This window comes from Holzapfeliella saturejae (genome assembly GCF_037546065.1).
In the GTDB taxonomy this organism is placed as follows: domain Bacteria; phylum Bacillota; class Bacilli; order Lactobacillales; family Lactobacillaceae; genus Holzapfeliella; species Holzapfeliella saturejae.
Genome location: NZ_JAWMWG010000001.1, coordinates 570,599 through 590,260, shown reverse-complemented (window position 1 = coordinate 590,260; position 19,662 = coordinate 570,599). Strand labels below are relative to the sequence as shown.

At 34.9% G+C, this 19,662-nt stretch carries 19 protein-coding genes; 2 read left to right on the top strand and 17 right to left on the bottom strand.

All coding sequences use genetic code 11. The features are described from left to right. Positions 1–9 precede the first annotated feature (9 nt). The 4 genes from mutS to groES all read right to left on the bottom strand — a co-directional run bounded on the left by mutS (position 10) and on the right by groES (position 6,614). Positions 10–2,592, bottom strand: a complete 2,583-nt coding sequence (mutS, locus tag R4Y45_RS02875; RefSeq protein WP_339969085.1) for a DNA mismatch repair protein MutS — start codon at positions 2,590–2,592, stop codon at positions 10–12. An 81-nt stretch (positions 2,593–2,673) separates the two neighbouring features. Next, entirely contained in the window at positions 2,674–4,506 is a 1,833-nt protein-coding gene (locus R4Y45_RS02870; RefSeq protein ID WP_339969083.1) for an APC family permease, read from the bottom strand. 180 nt (positions 4,507–4,686) lie between these two features. After that, entirely contained in the window at positions 4,687–6,306 is a 1,620-nt protein-coding gene (gene groL, locus R4Y45_RS02865; RefSeq protein ID WP_339969081.1) for a chaperonin GroEL, read from the bottom strand. Positions 6,307–6,329: 23 nt separating this feature from the next. Next, positions 6,330–6,614, bottom strand: a complete 285-nt coding sequence (gene groES / locus R4Y45_RS02860; protein WP_339969079.1) for a co-chaperone GroES — start codon at positions 6,612–6,614, stop codon at positions 6,330–6,332. A 189-nt stretch (positions 6,615–6,803) separates the two neighbouring features. Here groES and R4Y45_RS02855 point away from each other — a divergent pair, with 189 nt between their 5' ends. Continuing rightward, positions 6,804–8,726, top strand: a complete 1,923-nt coding sequence (locus tag R4Y45_RS02855; RefSeq protein WP_339969077.1) for an ABC transporter ATP-binding protein — start codon at positions 6,804–6,806, stop codon at positions 8,724–8,726. 30 nt (positions 8,727–8,756) lie between these two features. Here R4Y45_RS02855 and R4Y45_RS02850 read toward each other — a convergent pair whose 3' ends face one another. From R4Y45_RS02850 to R4Y45_RS02820, 7 genes are all read right to left on the bottom strand, one after another. Further along, a complete protein-coding gene (locus R4Y45_RS02850) occupies positions 8,757–9,395 on the bottom strand; it encodes an ABC transporter ATP-binding protein (protein WP_339969074.1) in 639 nt (212 codons plus the stop codon). Between the two features lie 2 nt (positions 9,396–9,397). Then, a complete protein-coding gene (locus R4Y45_RS02845) occupies positions 9,398–9,727 on the bottom strand; it encodes a DUF1430 domain-containing protein (protein ID WP_339969072.1) in 330 nt (109 codons plus the stop codon). After that, entirely contained in the window at positions 9,724–11,412 is a 1,689-nt protein-coding gene (locus R4Y45_RS02840; RefSeq protein WP_339969070.1) for a hypothetical protein, read from the bottom strand. The genes R4Y45_RS02845 and R4Y45_RS02840 overlap by 4 nt, the downstream gene beginning before the upstream one ends. 190 nt (positions 11,413–11,602) lie before the next feature. After that, positions 11,603–12,637, bottom strand: coding sequence for a tRNA (adenosine(37)-N6)-threonylcarbamoyltransferase complex transferase subunit TsaD (tsaD, locus tag R4Y45_RS02835; RefSeq protein ID WP_339969068.1), 1,035 nt, complete (start codon positions 12,635–12,637; stop codon positions 11,603–11,605). 18 nt (positions 12,638–12,655) lie between these two features. Next, entirely contained in the window at positions 12,656–13,216 is a 561-nt protein-coding gene (rimI, locus tag R4Y45_RS02830) for a ribosomal protein S18-alanine N-acetyltransferase (RefSeq protein WP_339969066.1), read from the bottom strand. Beyond that, positions 13,185–13,910 carry a tRNA (adenosine(37)-N6)-threonylcarbamoyltransferase complex dimerization subunit type 1 TsaB gene (tsaB, locus tag R4Y45_RS02825; protein ID WP_339969064.1) on the bottom strand — a complete coding sequence of 242 codons (726 nt, stop codon included), beginning with the start codon at positions 13,908–13,910 and terminating at the stop codon, positions 13,185–13,187. Before tsaB ends, rimI begins: the two co-directional genes overlap by 32 nt. 34 nt (positions 13,911–13,944) lie before the next feature. Beyond that, positions 13,945–14,493: a folate family ECF transporter S component gene (locus tag R4Y45_RS02820; protein ID WP_339969062.1), complete on the bottom strand. Its 549-nt coding sequence runs from the start codon at positions 14,491–14,493 to the stop codon at positions 13,945–13,947. 137 nt (positions 14,494–14,630) lie between these two features. Between R4Y45_RS02820 and R4Y45_RS02815 the strand changes: the two genes are divergently transcribed. Further along, positions 14,631–15,608, top strand: coding sequence for an asparaginase (locus R4Y45_RS02815; RefSeq protein ID WP_339969060.1), 978 nt, complete (start codon positions 14,631–14,633; stop codon positions 15,606–15,608). A gap of 36 nt (positions 15,609–15,644) precedes the next feature. Here the strand turns inward: R4Y45_RS02815 and R4Y45_RS02810 are convergent, their stop codons facing one another. Genes R4Y45_RS02810 through tmk form a run of 6 tightly spaced genes read right to left on the bottom strand, consistent with a single transcriptional unit; the run spans position 15,645 to position 19,521 of the window. Beyond that, positions 15,645–16,373 (bottom strand): acyl-[acyl-carrier-protein] thioesterase, encoded by a 729-nt coding sequence (locus R4Y45_RS02810; RefSeq protein WP_339969058.1) that lies wholly within the window; start codon positions 16,371–16,373, stop codon positions 15,645–15,647. A 12-nt stretch (positions 16,374–16,385) separates the two neighbouring features. Next, complete coding sequence (gene rsmI, locus R4Y45_RS02805) at positions 16,386–17,246, bottom strand: 16S rRNA (cytidine(1402)-2'-O)-methyltransferase (protein ID WP_339969056.1); 861 nt, start codon at positions 17,244–17,246, stop codon at positions 16,386–16,388. Between the two features lie 3 nt (positions 17,247–17,249). Continuing rightward, positions 17,250–17,591: an initiation control protein YabA gene (locus R4Y45_RS02800; protein WP_339969054.1), complete on the bottom strand. Its 342-nt coding sequence runs from the start codon at positions 17,589–17,591 to the stop codon at positions 17,250–17,252. A 2-nt stretch (positions 17,592–17,593) separates the two neighbouring features. Further along, positions 17,594–18,520 (bottom strand): hypothetical protein, encoded by a 927-nt coding sequence (locus R4Y45_RS02795; protein ID WP_339969052.1) that lies wholly within the window; start codon positions 18,518–18,520, stop codon positions 17,594–17,596. A 14-nt stretch (positions 18,521–18,534) separates the two neighbouring features. Beyond that, entirely contained in the window at positions 18,535–18,864 is a 330-nt protein-coding gene (locus R4Y45_RS02790; RefSeq protein ID WP_339969050.1) for a cyclic-di-AMP receptor, read from the bottom strand. Positions 18,865–18,888: 24 nt separating this feature from the next. Continuing rightward, complete coding sequence (gene tmk / locus R4Y45_RS02785) at positions 18,889–19,521, bottom strand: dTMP kinase (RefSeq protein WP_339969047.1); 633 nt, start codon at positions 19,519–19,521, stop codon at positions 18,889–18,891. Positions 19,522–19,662: the final 141 nt, after the last annotated feature.

Here is a 19,662-nt window from a genome sequence, read left to right as displayed (position 1 = left end):
CTTACTTCTTTAATCTTCAGTCAATTTTTGCTGCCATTGATTCATTAAATTCATTAATTCAAATGGTGTTTTATTCATCAAATTAACTGACTTAATTTCATTAATAATTTGCTGATTAGTTTGATTTGAGTTTTCGGTTTGCGTTTTAGTTGTCGATTCTTCAAGGGACTCTGCAGTAAATAAATCTAGCTGATTATCAGGTTCAACTAACTGAGCTTTATCTTGACCTTCAAATTCCTGTAACATTTGATTTGCTTGAACAATAACTTCTTTAGGTAACCCTGCTAGTTGTGCAACATGAATCCCATAAGACTGATCTGCTGGACCTGCAATAATTTTGTGTAAAAAGGTTAGTTTACCATCTTTTTCACTGGCACCCACATGAACATTTTTTAGATGTGGCAATTGTTGCTCTAAAGCTGTCAGTTCATGATAATGCGTTGCAAATAATGTCTTAGCACCAACTTTTTGGTGCAAGTACTTAATAATTGCACCAGCTAGTGACATCCCATCATAGGTTGCGGTTCCTCTACCAATTTCATCAAATAAAATCAAAGATTTAGCAGTCGCATGTTTTAAAGCTTGATTAGCTTCATTCATTTCTACCATAAATGTTGATTGCCCTGATATTAAATCATCAGCAGCCCCAATTCGAGTAAATACCTTATCAAAAATCGGTAATTTTGCCGATGCAGCGGGTACAAATGAGCCGACTTGATTCATAATTGCAATAAGTGCCATTTGTCTCATATAAGTACTTTTACCTGACATGTTAGGTCCTGTAATTAAAAAGATATCCGTTTCTTCATCCATCTCAATATTATTTGGAATATACTGATCATTTTCTAAAACGGCTTCTACAACTGGATGACGACCTTCTTCAACTGCAATGGTATGTTCAGTGGTTAACTGTGGTCTAACTAATCGCTTATCTTCAGCTAAAACGCTAAAACTGGTTAAAACATCTAATGCTGCAATACTGTGAGATAGTTGTTGCAATAATTTGATGTGACTCTTAACTTCATCACGTAAAGAAACAAATAAGTCATATTGGTAATCAACAGAATTAGTTTGTGCTTGTAAGATTAACGTTTGCATTTCCTTTAATTCCGGTGTCAGATAACGCTCTGAGTTAGATAACGTTTGTTTACGCTCATAACGTTCAGGAACTTTATCTTTGTGCGTATTGGTCACTTCTAAATAATAGCCAAATACTTTATTATAGCCGATTTTTAAACTAGGAATTCCTGTTGCTTCTTTTTCTTGTCGTTCTAAATCTGCTAACCACTTAGTTCCGTTATGCATCGCATGATAATACTCGTCCAATTGTTGATCATAACCCTCTTTAATTAAGCTACCTTCTGTAACTAAAATAGGCGGATCATCAACGATAGCTGTTAAGATTTTTTCTCCTAAACTTGATAAGTCGACAATCTCATCTGCATATTTTTGTAAAAATTCATTATCTGAACTATCCAACAACTGAATAATCTTTGGAATTTGGCTTAATGATTGGCCTAATTGACGCATTTGACGGCCATTAATATTTCCAAAGGCAACACGTCCCGTTAGTCGCTCTAAATCATAAACGTTCTTCAAAGCATCCGCAATTTCTTCACGTGTAAAGAAATCATCTAATAGAGCCTGTACCATGTTTTGGCGATATAAAATATCTTTTTCAAGTACTAAGGGACGTTCAAGCCAGTGTTTTAGCAAGCGACTTCCCATAGCAGTTTTAGTCTTATCCATTAACCAATATAAAGAACCCATTTTTTTGTGCGTTTTACTGGATTGCGTAATTTCAAGGTTTTGCTTAACGACATGACTCATTTGCAGGTAAGACTTGGCTTCATAACTTTTTGCAATTTGTAAGTGAGCAAGTTGGCGTTTTTGCGTTTCAACAATATATTGAATCAATTGCTTGGTTGCTCGTAATTCACTATTGTTAGTCAATCGCTGACTCACAAATTCTTGTTCACTTTCGCCTTGTGTAGCTACAACAGGTGTAGAAACTAAGATGTTAGCTTTTTTAAGTATAGATTGTTGCGGTGCAGTCAATTCTCCAGACCAAATCACTTCTTTAGTTTGTAACGACAACAATTCATTAAAAACCGAATCAAAAGTATCAAAATGAGTAGTTTGAACTTCACCAGTTGCCAAATCGGAATAACTTAGCCCATATTCGGCTTCTTCAAAACTAACTGAAGTCAAGTAATTATTTTCAGTTGCTTGCTCTGGCTTTTCATCCATCATGGTTCCTGGTGTAATCAGTTGTACCACTTCACGCTTAACCATTCCTTGAGCATCTTTTGGATCTTCAACTTGATCACAAATAGCGACTTTGTAGCCCTTATCAACTAAGCTATCAATATAATTTTGGATAGCATGGTGGGGCATTCCTGCCATTGGCGTTCTATTTTCTGTATTTTTATTACGATAAGTTAAGGTCAGTTCTAATAGCTTTGCCCCTAAGACTGCATCTTCTTCAAATAGTTCATAAAAATCACCTACACGATAAAATAAAAACGCGTCGGGATATTTTGCTTTAATTTCATAATATTGTTTCATCATTGGAGTTTGTGATTTTGCCATTTTCATCGTTCCCTTTTTCTTATTCCCTTTAATTATAACAAAAAATAAGGAACATTTTATGTCCCTTATTTAACAGATTATTTATTTTTTTAGATGGTAGCTGTAAGTTGAAACAATAATATTTTCATGTTTACTAAACGCTTGTCTCAATCTTAAAGCAGTTTGGTTATGCAAGGCTAATTGCCATTGTTTATTAGGTACAAATTGTGGAATCAATACCGTTGTTGAGAAATTACGTTGTTGTGCGTTTTTAGAAATAACACCCGTAAATCGCACAACTGGTTTAATCACAGAACGATAAGAAGAGTGAACGTCCACAAATCGAATGTTTGGGAAGTCTTTTCTAAATTGTTCTTGCGTTTCTTTTTCTTTTTCAGGGTTTTCATCCATTGAAACGTGCATAGCAATCACGTAATCCCCAATTGATTGGGCGTAAGCAATCGCACCTTTTGTTACTTGTGTCACATTTGAAACAAGTACAATAACTGTTGACCCATCATAGTGGTGATATTTTGCGCCTTCTTGTTCCAATCGTAATTGTTCAGCCACATTTTCATAGTGGTTTCTAATCTTATAAAAGAACCAAACTAAAAATGGCATAATAACAAATAATGGCCAAATTTCGCCTAAACGAAAGACAATTAAGATAATCAAAATAGCAAATGAGATAAATGCACCGACAAAGTTTGCGAATGCTTTAGCTACCCAACGTTTTGGCTTTTCTTTATACCATTTTACAATCATCCCTGTTTGAGACAAGGTGAATGGAATAAATACACCTGCTGCATAAAGTGGAATTAGTTTTGATGTTACACCACCAAATAGCACAATTAAAATAATTGAACCGATTGCTAATGTCAAAATTCCGTTTGAGTAAGCTAAACGATCACCACGATCCATATAGTTATGAGGTAAAAATTTATCTTTAGCTAGGTTTGATGATAATACAGGGAACGCAGAGAACCCAGTATTAGCTGCAACAGCTAGAATAAAGGCTGTTGCAAACTGCACGATGTAATAGAAAATATTTTCACCGCCAAAAGTCTTAGCTGCTACTTGAGATAAGACCGTTACCTTTTCTTCTGGCACAATACCGTACCAGTAGTTTAAGAATGTAATTCCTGCAAAGAAAATTCCTAAAACAATCGCCATAATAGTCAATGTCCCCGCTGCATTTTTAGCACGAGGTTTTTTGAAAAATGGAACAGCATTTGAAATAGCTTCAACACCAGTTAGTGATGATGAGCCACTGGAGAATGCTTTTAACACTAACGCTGCCGTAATTCCTGGCACAACGCCACCAACTGGAGAAGCAGCGTGATAAGGAATCTGACCAGCCATAATTCTAAATAATCCAACACCAATCATCAGTAAAATTGAGCCGATAAAGAGATAAACTGGAATCATCAAGAAATTAGCTGATTCACTTAATCCTCTTAAATTTAAAATGGTTAAAATAATAATAATGGTAATCGCTATTGCGACTTGATGCCCGTAGAGAGCTGGTATAGCAGATGTTATCGCTTCAGAACCAGCTGAAACACTAACCGCCACCGTTAATATGTAATCAATCAATAGTGCACCACCAGCAACAAGTCCTGATGATTTGCCCAAATTGTCACTAGATACCTTATAAGCTCCACCACCATCTGGGTAGGCACGAATAATTTGACGGTAAGAAATTGTTAAAGATAATAGTAGCACTAAAACAAAAAAGGCAATTGGTAGTGAGTACCAGATTGCTGCTGCAGAAAGTGTTACCAGCACCATTACAATTTCTTCAGTCCCATAAGCCACACTCGATAAAGCATCTGAACTTAACATCGCTAGCGCTTTGAATCTGGTTAGCTTTTGGTCGCCTTCTTCATTTGATTTTAAAGGCTTTCCTAAAATCAAACGTTTAAATTGTCCCATCACGGGCACCTCCACATAATGAACTTTTTCAATAACTTCACAAATATTACGCTATTTAATCTGTAAAATCTACCATAATTTTAAAAAAATTTAAGATTTACAACAGCGTTATTGTGCCACATAAAAAAGCCTACGGCAAGTTATAACTTCCATAGGCTTCTTTTTATGAAATTTAATAGGCTACATCATACCCATTCCTGGGTTCATTGGTGCTTGATTTGTTTCATTATCTTTATCAACTTCAGTCACAACAGCTTCAGTTGTTAGCATCAATGCGGCAACAGATGCGGCATTTTGTAGAGCTGAACGTGTAACTTTAGTTGGATCAATAATACCAGCTTCAATCATATTGGTCCATTTGTCAGTTACGGGATCATAGCCAACTTCAGGGTCTTCATTATTCAAACGTTCGACAATAATAGAACCTTCAAGACCTGCATTCGTTACAATTTGACGAACAGGAGCTTCAAGAGCAGCTTTGACGATATTAATACCTGTTTGCACGTCGCCAGTTTCTTCAAGAGAAGCAACTGCTTTCACAGCGTTAGCCAATGCAGTACCACCACCAGCAACGTATCCTTCTTCAACAGCTGCACGAGTAGCATTTAGTGCATCTTCAATCCGATATTTGCGTTCTTTTAACTCAGTTTCAGTTGCTGCACCAACTTTGATTACAGCCACACCACCAGCTAATTTTGCTAGACGCTCTTGTAATTTTTCACGGTCAAAGTCTGATGTTGAATCAGCAATTTGTTTTTTCAAGGTATTAACACGTTCTGCAATAGCCGCTTTATCGCCTGCGCCTTCAACAATTGTTGTATTGTCTTTTGTTACAGTAACACGACCGGCTTGTCCAAGTTGTTCTAGTTTTGTATCTTTTAATTCTAGGCCTAAATCTTCTGTGATAACAGTTGCACCTGTAAGAGCTGCAATATCAGCTAGTTGCTCTTTACGACGATCACCAAAACCTGGTGCCTTAACTGCGACAACATTGAAAGTTCCACGAATTTTATTCAACACAAGTGTTGGCAATGCTTCCCCATCAATATCATCAGCAATAATCATCAAGGCTTTCCCTTGTTGAACAATTTCTTGCAATAGAGGCAAAATTTCTTGAATATTTGAAATTTTCTTGTCAGTTACTAAAATGTATGGGTTATCAAGGTCTGCTTCCATTTTATCGTTATCAGTTACCATGTATTGTGACAAATAACCGCGATCAAATTGCATCCCTTCAACCACGCTTAATTCAGTTTCAATACCTTTTGATTCTTCAATTGTGATAACACCATCATTACCAACTTTTTCCATCGCATCTGCAATCAGACGTCCAACTTGTTCATTAGCTGCTGAGATTGACGCAACTTGTGCGATTTCATCTTTATTAGCCACTTTGTGTGACATTTTATGTAGTTCTTCAACGGCCTTTTTAGTAGCTAATTCAATCCCTTGACGAATACCCACAGGGTTAGCACCAGAAGTAACATTTTTTAATCCTTCTTGAATAATTGCTTGTGCTAGTACAGTCGCTGTTGTCGTTCCATCTCCGGCGATATCATTGGTTTTTGAAGCCACTTCAGCTACCAATTTAGCTCCCATATTTTCAAAGTGGTCTTCCAGTTCGATTGATTTTGCAATCGTCACACCATCGTTTGTAATTTCTGGTGAGCCATAACTTTTTTCTAACACAACGTTACGACCTTTAGGTCCAATAGTTGCTTTAACAGTATCCGCTAATTTGTTAACACCACGTAACATTGCACGACGTGCATCTTCTGAAAACTTAATTTCTTTTGCCATTTTAACTTCACCTCATTAAAAAATTAATCAATAATTGCTAAAATATCGTTTTCTTTCAATACTAAGTAATCTTCATTTTCATATTTTAGGGTTGTACCTGCGTATTTATCATAATAAACGTTATCTCCAACTTTAACAGTCAAGGGGAGGCGTTGACCCTCACGAGTTCGAGCACCTTGCCCAACGGCGACAACTTCACCGACTTGTGGTTTATCTTGAGCACTACTTGCTAAAACAATTCCGCCAACGGTTTCTTCTTTATCTTCTTTAACTTTTAAAATCACGCGATCAGCAATAGGTTTTAACATTTAATTTCCCTCCTACAATGATTAGCACTCTTATAAAACAAGTGCTAACTTCTAAGTAAATAATATCATCTTTATGAAAAAGTGCAAGTTTTTAGCAGAAAAAAAGTTGAATGCTAAAAAATCTTTAAAATCCCTTATAAAACGATGAATTATGATATGCTAAACAGTGAAGAAAAATGAGGTGAAATAATGATTATCTTACAAGGACAACAATTAGCACGTCACTTTGGGAGTGATGTCTTATTTGAAAACCTAGATATTGAAATCCAAAACAAAAGCCGTATTGGACTAGTTGGTCCAAACGGTGCGGGTAAAAGTACCCTACTTAAAATGATTACAGGACAAGAAGAGCCTTCACTTGGTCATATTTCAACGCCCAAAAATATCGAAATTGGTTATATTGCACAAGAACATAATTTTGATACTAACGAAACTATCTGGGATGAAATGTTGCAAGTTTTTACACCCTTGATTGAATTAGGTAACAAAATGACCGCGATTCAAGAGCAGTTAGCTCAGCAAGAAAACCCTGATGAAGAACTGCTCAAACGCTATGATCAAATGCAGTATGATTATCAAATTAATGGTGGCTTCACTTATGAAACTGATATCAAAACTGTTTTAAATGGGTTTAAATTTGATGAATCAACGTATCATCAAAAGATTAGTACTTTATCTGGTGGTGAAAAAACACGATTAGGTTTTGTTAAGCTCTTACTTAAAAAACCGGATTTATTAGTTCTTGATGAACCAACTAACCACTTAGATGTTGAAACGTTAACTTGGCTTGAAACCTTTTTAAAGAATTATTCTGGTGCTATTTTGGCAGTCTCTCACGACCAGTACTTCTTAGATGCGATTACAACTGAGATTTATGAATTAAGTTTCAAAAAGTTAACACACTTTACAGGAAACTACTCAAAATATGTGGAACAACGTGAATTAATGGACCGTCAAAATCAAGAAGCTTACGAAAAACAACAAGCTGAAATCAAAAAGCAAGAAGACTTTATTCAAAAAAATATTGTCCGTGCTTCAACAACCAAGCGTGCTCAAAGTCGTCGCAAACAACTTGAAAAAATGGACCGTATTCAACCCCCTAAACATCATAGTCAAATGAATATGCAATTCAATGTCGACAAGCAAAGTGGTAAAGAAGCCCTACTCATTAATCATATGAGTGTCGGTTACGAAAAAAACGACCCAATGATTAAAGATATCAACTTGCAAGTTAATAAACACAACCGTGTTGCTATCTTAGGTGCTAATGGAATTGGTAAAAGTACCCTACTCAAAACGCTCGTTAAGCAACTAGAACCTCTTGCAGGTAGTTATAAATTTGGTGCCAATGTTTCTGCTGGTTTTTATGATCAAGAAATTTCTCAATTTAATTCCAAAGAAACAGTTATTGATACCGTTTGGAATCGTCATCGTTTAACACCTGAAAAAGAAATCCGCAGTGTTTTGGCTAGTTTTCTATTTGGTGCAGACGATATTGAAAAAAGCGTCGGTCAACTTTCTGGTGGACAGCGTGCTCGTCTTGCCTTAACCGTATTGTCGATGGAAAATCACAACTTTTTAATTATGGATGAACCGACTAACCACTTGGACATTGATGCTAAAGAAGTCCTTGAAAAAGCACTACGAGAGTTTGATGGGACATTAGTATTCGTTTCTCATGACCGTTACTTTATTAATGAACTAGCAACCACAACGATTGAGGTTAAAAATAATCAAGCTTATGTTTTTGATGGTAATTACGACTATTACTTAGAGAAAAAAGAACAGATTATCAAGCCAACCGATGAACAAATCCAACAAGCACAAGTAAAATCAAGCAATACCGGTGGTAAAGAAGATTATGCGATGCAAAAGAAACGCCAAGCAGAAATTCGCAAAATTGAACGTGGGATTGCTCAAGCTGAAGAAAATATTGAAAAGTATGAAAGTCAGATTGAAGCTATTCAAGAACAAATGGCTCAACCTGAATACGCAACTGATTATAGTAAAATGGCTGAATTCCAATCTGAAATTGACGCAATTAATGAAAAATTATCGACTGAAAACGATAATTGGGAATATTGGTTAACACAACAAGAAGAAAACGAATAAAAAGGCAAGGACTAAAAGTCCTCGCCTTTTTTAATTACGATAATTTCTTAAATCAATTACTTCATCAGCACTTTCCCAAATCATTTGATTATGCGTTGCGATGATAATTGTTCGATTTTCATTTTTAAGAGATAACAATAAGTCCATCAACTCTTGTCCATTTTTTGGATCAAGTGCTGCGGTTGGTTCGTCAGCTAAAATAAGTGGTGGATTTTTCAAAATAACCTTAGCGACCGCAACACGCTGGGCTTCCCCGCCAGATAATTCAAATATTTTTTGATTCAAGTCAAGATAACTTAAATTAACTTGTTTTAAAGCTAATTTTTGTCGTTCAATTCGTTCTTGTTTTTTAACTTTTTGTCCAACAAGTCCTAAATCTAAATTATCTTTAATTGATTGTGCTTCTAATAAACCAAAATTTTGAAATAAGTAGCCTAACTCGTTTCTAAAATAACGATGTGCTGAAATTGATTTCAATGACTTCCCATTATAAATAACGTCGCCACTCGTAATTTTTTCAAGATGACCAATCATATTAAGTAGTGTTGTTTTACCACTTCCACTGGGACCAATTAACGCATAGACTTTTCCTTTTTCAAAATTCAAATTTAAATTCGTAAACAATTCACGATTATCAAAATCTTTTGTAACATTTTCAACTTTTATCATTCTTATTTTCCCTTCATTACTGTCATTGCCGTTTGTTGTTCTTTTTTATTTTGAATAAATAACAAAATAGCAAGTACTAGTATCATAACTGCTAAAGCAACCATTGCTATTAGGCTATTAGCACCCAAAATCACGGGGATTCCTGCTCCTAAACCTAACGTGACTAGTTCAAAGCTTAAGTACTTTTTATGAATTTCAAAGAAAGATAGACCACTAATCTTCTTGATGAATATTTCTCGTCTAAATTGTTCAAAATAAAGCAGGTTCATGGCACTAAACAAAATGACACTGGTTACAATTGCCAAAATTGCCCCAGCTAAAATTGAAATCAATTTAACTCTAAGTTCATAGTATTATTTAAGTATTGAAACTTAATATTTTCTAAGTAAGATACTTCTTGATAAACCTGATATTTTTTTAATAACGCAATTGTTTCATCGTAATTTTTATAGTAAACATCGTTAATGGCACCAATACCCCAAAAAAAGTAACTTGGCATCGATCTTGAAATAGATTTGTCATTAATTACAACCATTACGGGATCAATTGCAAATTGTAAGCCGTCAAGATTTGATTTATTAAACAAAAACCGCTCTTGATTATCTTCAACAAATTCGACAAGAGGTTCTTTTACTGAATAAAGCTTATTAGATTTGATATCGCTAGTTTCACTAGCATAATCTTGAATCTCTGCTTTATATTTTTCAACGATAGCTTGCTTTTGACTTGTTAATTTTTTAGGTAAAACTAAAGCAAAATCACCCTCTTGAAAGTTACTAACCTTATTTTGAAATTCTGAGCCTATTTCAATATCTTCATGATTCAAATAATTAAGATTAACATACAAAGACTCAATTCTTGATTTATCTTCCATAACTGCCATTTGTTGTTCCATAGTCTTAGGTTGTTGATAATTCTTTTTGATTAATATTGCATCATGATTAGTTATAGCATCTGTGGCCAACTCTTGAAACGGTGTATAATATTTAATAATATCCTCTTCTCCTCCACCTAGTCCAAACGTCGCATTATAATAATTTGGATATTGTTCCCACTTTTGCTCTGATTTAGCTAAATCCTGATAATCGCTATAAAATTTCAACCCAAATATCATCACCAAAATCAACATCATAATAGATAAAAATTGACTGACTAACATAGTTGCCATTAATGATTTAGTCGGTAAGCTGCCTTTTATAACCCTCATTAAGGATGATCTCTTTAAACTCAAAATTTCGATTAAAGTTAATATAATCGATAAAAATAGTAATATTGTTCCATAAGTTAATAACGTCACAGTTAATAGTCCAAGCAATTTCCAAGAAAAGACATGTAAATAACTTAATAAGCCAAATCCTAGACTTGTCGTTAAAATTATACTGCCCATAATCGTTAGAAAATCATCATGAACCGGCTTGATTACAATTTTCAAAATTGACTTCCCTGAAACAAGTTCAATTCCTGCATATCTTAATCTTTTAATTCTAACTACTAATGAAGTGCCAATAAAAGTCAGAACGAAGATTAATAATGAAATAAATGTTGTTTCATTAATTGATACATATAAAATATTATCAAAAAGATTTCGATTCCCTTCATATGATTTTGTTTCATACCCTGATTCATTCATTTTTTGCTCTAGTTGTCTTGCCGTTAAACTACCTGAAACAATTAAATAACTGTTAGCTAAACTACTAGAATTTGCTTCTTCTTGAGTAGCCCGATTAAGTCCAACAGGTAGACTCCCAGTACCATAAGGATCGTATGTAAACCGCTGCACCCCTTGATCATTGGGTGCTACAACTCTTCTTGCTATCAAACTATTACTCTCTTGTCCTAATTGTTGCAATTGATTGACTAATTTTTCTCGATTTGCAACTTCTTTTGTCTTAGAAAGACCCTTAACTATGACACTTGGATAATCCGCATAATAAAGCACTTCTTTACTAGCATTAATCGAAAATGCTAAAAAAATAGACAAACATAAAAACGAGACGAAGACAAATAAACGCTTCATCAAAAAATCCCCCTAAATATAACCCTTTTGTTTTTGAATCGACTCTCCAATTCATTACTTTTAACTTATCATACTTTTATTAATAAATACATAAACTAAAAAAACCTTTAGAACTCCTTTATTTTTCTTTTAAAAAAGTTCATTGAAGCCATAAAAAATAACCATCTCTTCAACAAAAGATGGTTATTTTTTATTCTCCTTCATAAGGAAATTCAAGACCTGGTTCAGCATTTAAACTCATATCACTGAAATCTTGATCTAAAAATTGTTGGTAAGCTGCAGCTCCTATCATCGCCGCATTATCACCACATAGACGAAGTGGCGGAATAATAACTTTTAAATCTGGATATTGCTGATTGATTGCTTCAGTTAAAGCTTGTCTCAATCCTTGATTAGCCGCTACCCCTCCAGCTAAAATGAATGTTTTAGGTTGGTATTCGGCAATCGCTTTGACTGTTTTATGAACCAATACCTCCACAACCGCACTTTGAAAACTTGTCGCTAAGTCATTTTTATCTAATGTCTCACCCACTTGATCAGCATGATGAACGGTATTGATGAAAGCACTTTTTAGTCCGCTAAAACTAAAATCATAATTATCCTCTTTTATCATAGCACGTGGAAAGTCAAAGGTTTCAGACCCTTGATGAGCCATTTCATCAATTGTTTTACCTGCAGGATAGTTGATACCCATAACACGACCGACTTTATCATAGGATTCACCAGCAGCATCATCTCGGGTATCACCAATGATTTCATAATCACTAGGTGTTTTCATAGAGACTAACTCGGTATGTCCGCCTGAAACTACTAAAGCTAAGGCTGGATATTCAATCGTATCGACCAAGTTAGCTGCTTTGATATGTCCCGCAATATGATTAGTTCCAATTAATGGTAAATTATAAGCCATTGCAATCGATTTTGCTGCTGAAATCCCAATCAAAAGTGCCCCGACAAGTCCTGGACCTTTAGTTACAGCAACAGCATCTAAATCTTGGTAAGTCACCTCTGCTTCTTCAAGTGCTTCAGCAGTTAAAGCTGTAATGACTTCAACATGATGGCGACTAGCCACTTCTGGAACAATTCCACCAAATCGTTGATGGCTTTTAATTTGTGTGGCAATCATATTAGATAAAATTTCTGTGCCGTTTTTAATGACTGAGACACTTGTTTCATCACAACTTGTTTCAAATGCTAAAATTAAATTTTGCTCTGTTTCACTCATGACGTTTGTTCAATTCCTTTATAAGGGTTTCACCATTGTGACCCCGTCAATTTTCTCTAAATAGTAATAATTTTTTCTAATTCTAACTTTATTAAAACCCATTTTTTGATAAATGTACTGGGCTTTTTCATTATCAATCCGAACTTCTAAGTTCACTTTATTGAGGTTTAACTGCTTGGCATAATCACAAACTAACTGAATTAGATGCTGACCTAAGTGTCGATTTTGATACTCAGGAATAATGCCAACATTTGTAATATGAGCTTCACGAAAAGCAGGCGTAAACTTAACCCCAATATAACCCACTAGCTTATTTTGACAAAATAAAGCTAAGTATAGTCGGCGATGCGTATTCAATAACTCCTGTCGAAAGGCAAACTTATCCCAAGGTGAACTTTGATAAATTTGATATTGTGCTGCCATTAAATCATCTAAATGCATTAAGTCTGCTTTGATTAACTTAAATGTGTCATCTTGAAGTTTCAGATAAAGTGGCTGTTCATGAATTGGTAAGCTAAAAAATAACTGACTAAATCCTAAGATTGTCCTAAACCTCTTCAACATACTGATCACCATCATGGCTACCATGGGTTTTTGCCCAATCAGTCTCTGCTTGTGTTTTTCTTAAATATTCAGGGACAAATTGATCAATAACTTCAGGAGTTAGTTGATCAGTCATGGCAATAGCTGATTCAGCATGAACTAAGCTATCAGGACAAACTTCAAGACTAACTTCTTTTGGTTCAAAGAAGTTAGGAAAAGCTTCTTGTTGGGACTCTAAAGATTCTCCAACAAATACTAACTTCGTCTTGCCTAATACCTTTGCTTTTTTGGTTAACTCATTGACTAGATCTTTAAATCCAATATGTTGTTCTTTTAATTGCTCTTCATAATGGCCTTGATGATTCACTGTGTAAGCTGCCGCAAAAAAATTGTGGTTACGAGCATCAATTACAGGAACAATTAAAGCTTGCTCATCTGAACTATTACGAGCTAAAAGAGCCAAAGTTGAAACACCATATAGCTCTTTATCTAATACCTTTGCCATTGTTTTAGCCGCTGTAACACCAATACGAACACCGGTGTAAGAACCAGGTCCTTTAGCTACCACAAAAGCATCAATATCGCTTAAGGTTAGTTGTTCTTGGTTTAATAACTTTTCAATGGTAGGCATTAAATGAATACTATGATTACGACTGTCAGTTTTGTTTTCTTCAATCACTTGTGCGTGAGTTTTTAAAGCTACGGATAATTGACTTGTAGCTGTACTCATTGCTAATACGTTCACTATTTTCGCTTCACTTTCTTTACTTAGAATATCTGTTTAATATTGATTCTATTTTAACACGGTCTAGTGCAATTGTGATTATCATTAAAATCAGCATCTGAATCCAAGGTAGAATCAATTGTTTAGGTAATCGAATACCAAATAAATGAGCAAAATTACCATTAGTCATATGTGTAATCCACAATGTATTCATCACCATATAAACAACAACAGTCACCACTAATACGCTTGCGATAATTCGCCACCCATTTTTCCAATTATCAGCAAGATGCTGTCTGTATAAAAACAGGCCATAGATAACACCTGTTGCAATTGCAGATAGTGTAAATCCAGGATAAAACCCACCTAATACACCCAAAATAATGGAGTTTAGAACATCAGCTAATCCAGCACCAATTCCAGCCCATACAGGACCAAAAAATCTTCCCATTAAAGCTGTTCCGATAAATCCTAATCCAACTTGTGTAATTGGTGTTCCAAAAGTTATTTTTTGTAGTACAACACTGATGGCAACCATTAAAGCAAATATTACCACAAAATTAATATTACTCAGACTTTTATTCTTCATTAAGTTAGTTCTCCCTTAGCTATCCAATGTTTAAGAATTTATTAATAAGTTAATTTTAGCATATTAGTAATTCACTTACATTATTGATAAAATATAATAAACATGGTAATAGGAACTGATATAAAGGGGTTTTATGAATGAAAAAAATTTTAGTACTTCATACAGGTGGTACCATTTCAATGTCTGAAAATGAAGCGGGTGAAGTGATTCAAAATGAACAAAATCCATTATTAAATTTAACACATCATTTTGATTTTGAGATTGAACTTGTCGTCGAAGATATTTTCAACCTTCCCTCTCCCCACATTGCACCTAAACATATGTTACAACTCAAAAAACGTATCCAAAAAGGTGTTGATGAAGAAGGAATTGATGGTGTCGTCATCACTCATGGTACTGATACTCTAGAAGAAACGGCTTATTTTCTTGATTTAACATTGCCTAACAACTTACCTGTTGTCCTAACTGGTGCAATGCGTTCTTCTAATGAAATTGGTAGCGATGGATTACACAACTTTCAAAGTGCTATTTTAACTGCAGCTAGTGACAATGCTAAAAATAAAGGCGTTCTAATTGTGATGAATGATGAAGTTCATACTGCTCGTTATGTCACTAAAACACATACAACAAATGTTGCAACATTTCGCACACCAACATTTGGTCCTATTGGGTTAATTAGTAAAAACCGGGTACATTTTTTCCAAGAATTAATTGCTCAAACAACAGCTGAAGTGACTGAACTGACTGAAGAAGTCTTTTTAGTCAAAGCTTATGCTGGAATGAGTCCGCTACAGTTTGAACTACTTGACCATCCTAAAACTAAAGGGGTTGTCATTGAAGCTTTGGGAGCTGGTAACTTACCACCTCAAACACTGCCTGCTATCCAAAATCTACTAGACAAGAATATTCCTATCGTACTTGTTTCTCGTTGCTTTAATGGTATTGCTGAAGATGTTTATCATTATGTTGGTGGTGGTGTTGAACTTAAAGAAATGGGCGTTATTTTTTGCCGTGGACTTAATGGCCAAAAAGCTCGCATTAAGCTATTAGTTGGATTGAGTGCAGGGATGCAAGGTGATGAATTAGCCGAATTTGTAAACAATGCCACTTCATAAAAAAATAACTTGTCGAAAAATCGACAAGTTATTTTTTTACCATTGAATAATACACTCAGCAGCAGTTAGGTCGCCATTAGTGATTTTATGGTAGCTTTTATTTGTTTCTTGATCAAAATGCACATAGCTTTTAGGACTGTCATGGTATAAAATTTCATGCTCATATTTGATATCTAACGATTTAATTTGATTAGCCTTAATAAAAGATAAGGGCAAACTAGAAATCATCCAATCAAAGTAATGTGAATTGCTGACGTGTTCGTTTTCATCGATATTAAAATATTCTACGAAGTAAGATTTATCCGCCACTAACTGGTCTTTAGGTAATTTAATTCGAGGAAATTTTTGAGGACGACGAATTTCTTCAGCACCTGTTTTTAGCATGATATCTGGATCAGAGGGCATCATTTTACGAGTCTGCAAGTCTAACATAATCCAAACACTATTAATTTCTAATAGTTCTTCATGATTGTCATCATATAACCAGTAACTGCGATAACAAAAATAACGATTATACTCCATAGCAGCTGTTTTAATATAAATTGTTTGCCCATTTTTGGGCATTTTCTTAATAGACATATGATATTGTGTCACAACCCAGCCTAAATGCTTCTTAATCAGGTCATCTGCTGAAACGCCAATTTCTTCTAAATGTTCACCAGAGGCTGCAATGACAAGATTAAGCAATGATGACAAAGTCAAATGACTGGTAACGTCTACTTCATAAAATTGAATTTGGTGTTTTTTTTCGTAATAACGTGGCATCAATTACTCCTTTTATTTGCGATGATATAACTCATAAAGTTCATTTTTAGAAATTTTGTATTGTTTAGCAACTTCTTTAATCGCGTCTTTTTTAGAAACACCAGAAGCAACGCTTTGATTAACCTCATTAATCAATTCTTCTGGTGTAACGGTTTCTTCGGTTGCTTCTTGCATCCCTTCAACCAACAAAACATATTCTCCACGAGGCTCATTAGTTTGGTAGTACTCACTAATTTCAGCAATCGTACCTCTTAAATATTGCTCATGAATCTTTGTTAATTCTCTTGCCAAAACAATTCGGCGACTTTCACCCAAAACTTCAGCTAAATTAGCTAGGGTTTTCTTCAAACGATGAGGGGCCTCATAAAAAATCGTGGTGTGTGTGATAGCTTTTATTTCTTCAATTTTTTCTAACTGTTGGGTCTTCTTTCTTGGCAAAAAGCCAATATAAGTAAATGGCTGAACATCTAATCCTGAGGCAACTAAGGCTGTCAAAAAGGCTGCGGGCCCTGGAATCGAAATAACAGTCAAATCTTGTTCAATAGCAGCTTTAGCCAGTAATTCTCCTGGATCACTAATAGCAGGCGTTCCAGCATCACTAACTTGTGCAATCGTGTGTCCTGATTCAAGTAATGATAGGATATCAGGAATTTTTTCTTGCGTATTGTGCTCGTGAAAGCTAATCATTGGTTTTTTGATTGCTAAATTTTTAAGTAGTTGACCTGTATGACGGGTATCTTCTGCTGCAATATAGTCGACTTCATTTAGAATTTCTTTCGCTCTAAATGTGATATCTGACAAATTACCAATTGGTGTTGGCACTAAGTATAATTTCCCGGTCTGAGATTTTTCAAAACTATTTTGGTTATTCATAACTTATCCTTGCTTTTGTTGTCTTTGATGGAACAATAAATCTAAACAAAACATGCAGTCTTCTTGTTCTTGACGATGTGAGCCATAATACATGTTACAAACATGATAACCAGAATTGTAGATTTCTTCTAAGTTCTTCAAAGCATTCATTTTTGGTGCGGCTTTAACTGGCTCTTCATGATTTTCAATCTGATTAATTTTGTCACGTAATAGCTGGTTTTCAACCTTAAGTTCTGTATTTTCTTTCAAAGTATCTAAAATAGATTCATTTAATGACTCCATTGAACTTGTCATCAGTTGCATTTTCTTAAGTAATTCATCAAATTGTTGGTATGGTTCTGTCATACTTAGGCCCTCCCCTGATATGGTGCAAAAATTGTCTGAATAAATAAATAATCCACTAAACTGTCAAAGTTAACATTAAATTGTCTTCGATGCGACACTTCAATTAACGCTGAAATCAGCGATAAAGCTCTGACTTCTTGTTGCTGTTCCAACTGCTGTGTAGCCAAAATCATTAAACTTTTGAAAAAAACCTCTTGCATAGACGGAGTTGTAATCATCGGTTTAATAACAGTCTGGAAATGAATATAGGCTGCTTGATCTTTTAAAATAATTTGTTGCAGCAACTGTTTTACCTCATGAAAGAAACTTTCCAATTGATTGAATTCTTCAAGTTGATTAAATTCAATACCCGCATTTTGTAAGTCCAAAAGCAACGCTTTGTCACTTGCTTGAACTAATGATAAGCGATCAGCCCAATTAGACTGTGCTAATTGCTGGTCAAACTCAACTATTTGCAAACGTGATAATATCGTTGGTAGCAACTGTTTACGATTAGGTGCAATCATAATCATCACCACATCTGAAGCAGGGTCTTCTAAAATATTTAGCAAGGCATTTTCAGCCGGCTGTGTTAGCTTTTGAGCACGGTCAATAATAAATAGTCGTTGCTTGCCTTCAATTGGTGTTTTAGATAGTTCTGATTTAAGTTCACGAACCTCATCAACACCAATTGTTTGCTTATCATTTTGAATCACAAAAACATCGGGATGATTATGCGTTAAGACCCTCTGACACTGCGAACATTCTTGACATGGTTTTTGGGTTGTTTCACAAAACATATAGGCCCCTAAAAAAAGAGCAGTAGCTAACGCTTGATCATGCTGAATGGCTTCAAATAAGTACGCATGACTCAATGTTTTTTTATCGCTGGCTTGTATGAGTTTGTTTGCAACTGCTTGATTATAATTATCTAATATTACTTGTGACATGCTTTCAATCCTTATTAGTATTGGTGGAATTGCTCAATAGGTGTCACCATCACTGTTGCACCACCTACTTCAATTTCTATAGGCTGCATCATTGATTCTTCACCCATAACTTCTAAACTAAATGATGGTGTCGTCATTTGTTTACGACGTTTGGCTGTGCTTTTAATTAGGCCTAGTACATAATCGACTTGCTCATCTGCTACAGCCATCATAAATGTCACATTTTGAGCTTTCAAAAAACCACCTTTTGAGGCTAGTTTAGTTGTTGCAATTTGGTTTTTCGTTAACAAATTCTCCAATTCCCTAGCATCTTTATCTTGTATAATTGCTGTGATTAGCTTCATCTCAATCTCCTCCTCGAACAGATTTTAAAAAAGTTCAGGAAATCTGCTTTTCATTGCTTTAATTGTATCATCAACAACTTGTTCTTTGGATTGATTTGCATCAATTTTGATAATTCGCTCTGGGTTACGACGATAAAGTTCTTGGTAAGTTTCATAAACTCGTTGATGAAACGATTCTTTTTGCTGTTCAAGGCGATCTTTTTCACGATTTTGGTCAATACGACTTAATCCTATTTGCGGATTAACATCAAAATATAAAGTTAAATCTGGCAACTTATTTTCAGTCGCAAATTGATTCATTTGAGCGACATTATCAATACCTAATCCACGTCCACCGCCTTGATAAGCCAGTGAACTATCTAAGTAACGATCACTAATAACCGTTTTATTAGCTTGTAATGCTGGTAAAACGGTTTCAACTAAATGCTGTCTTCTTGAGGCTGCATAGAGCAAAGCTTCAGTTCGATCATCCATTTCAGGATAATCAGGATTTAAAATAATTTCTCGAATGGTCTCAGCTATAGGGGAACCGCCAGGTTCTCTAGTTAAAATCAAGTTATCTTGTACTTGTTGATTAAAAAGTTTAATTAATTGTTTTAATGCTGTACTTTTTCCCGAGCCATCTGGTCCTTCTAAAGTAATAAATCGTCCAGTCATTTGTGAACACTCCCTTAGTACAAAATTCTACTTGAATTTTGAAGGTTTATCAATTAGGAACTGGACCCAAAATAAAAAGACCCAAAAGGTTAGATGTTCAGTCTAACTTTTGGGTCTTTTTGTAAGGTATTTCATTTGATT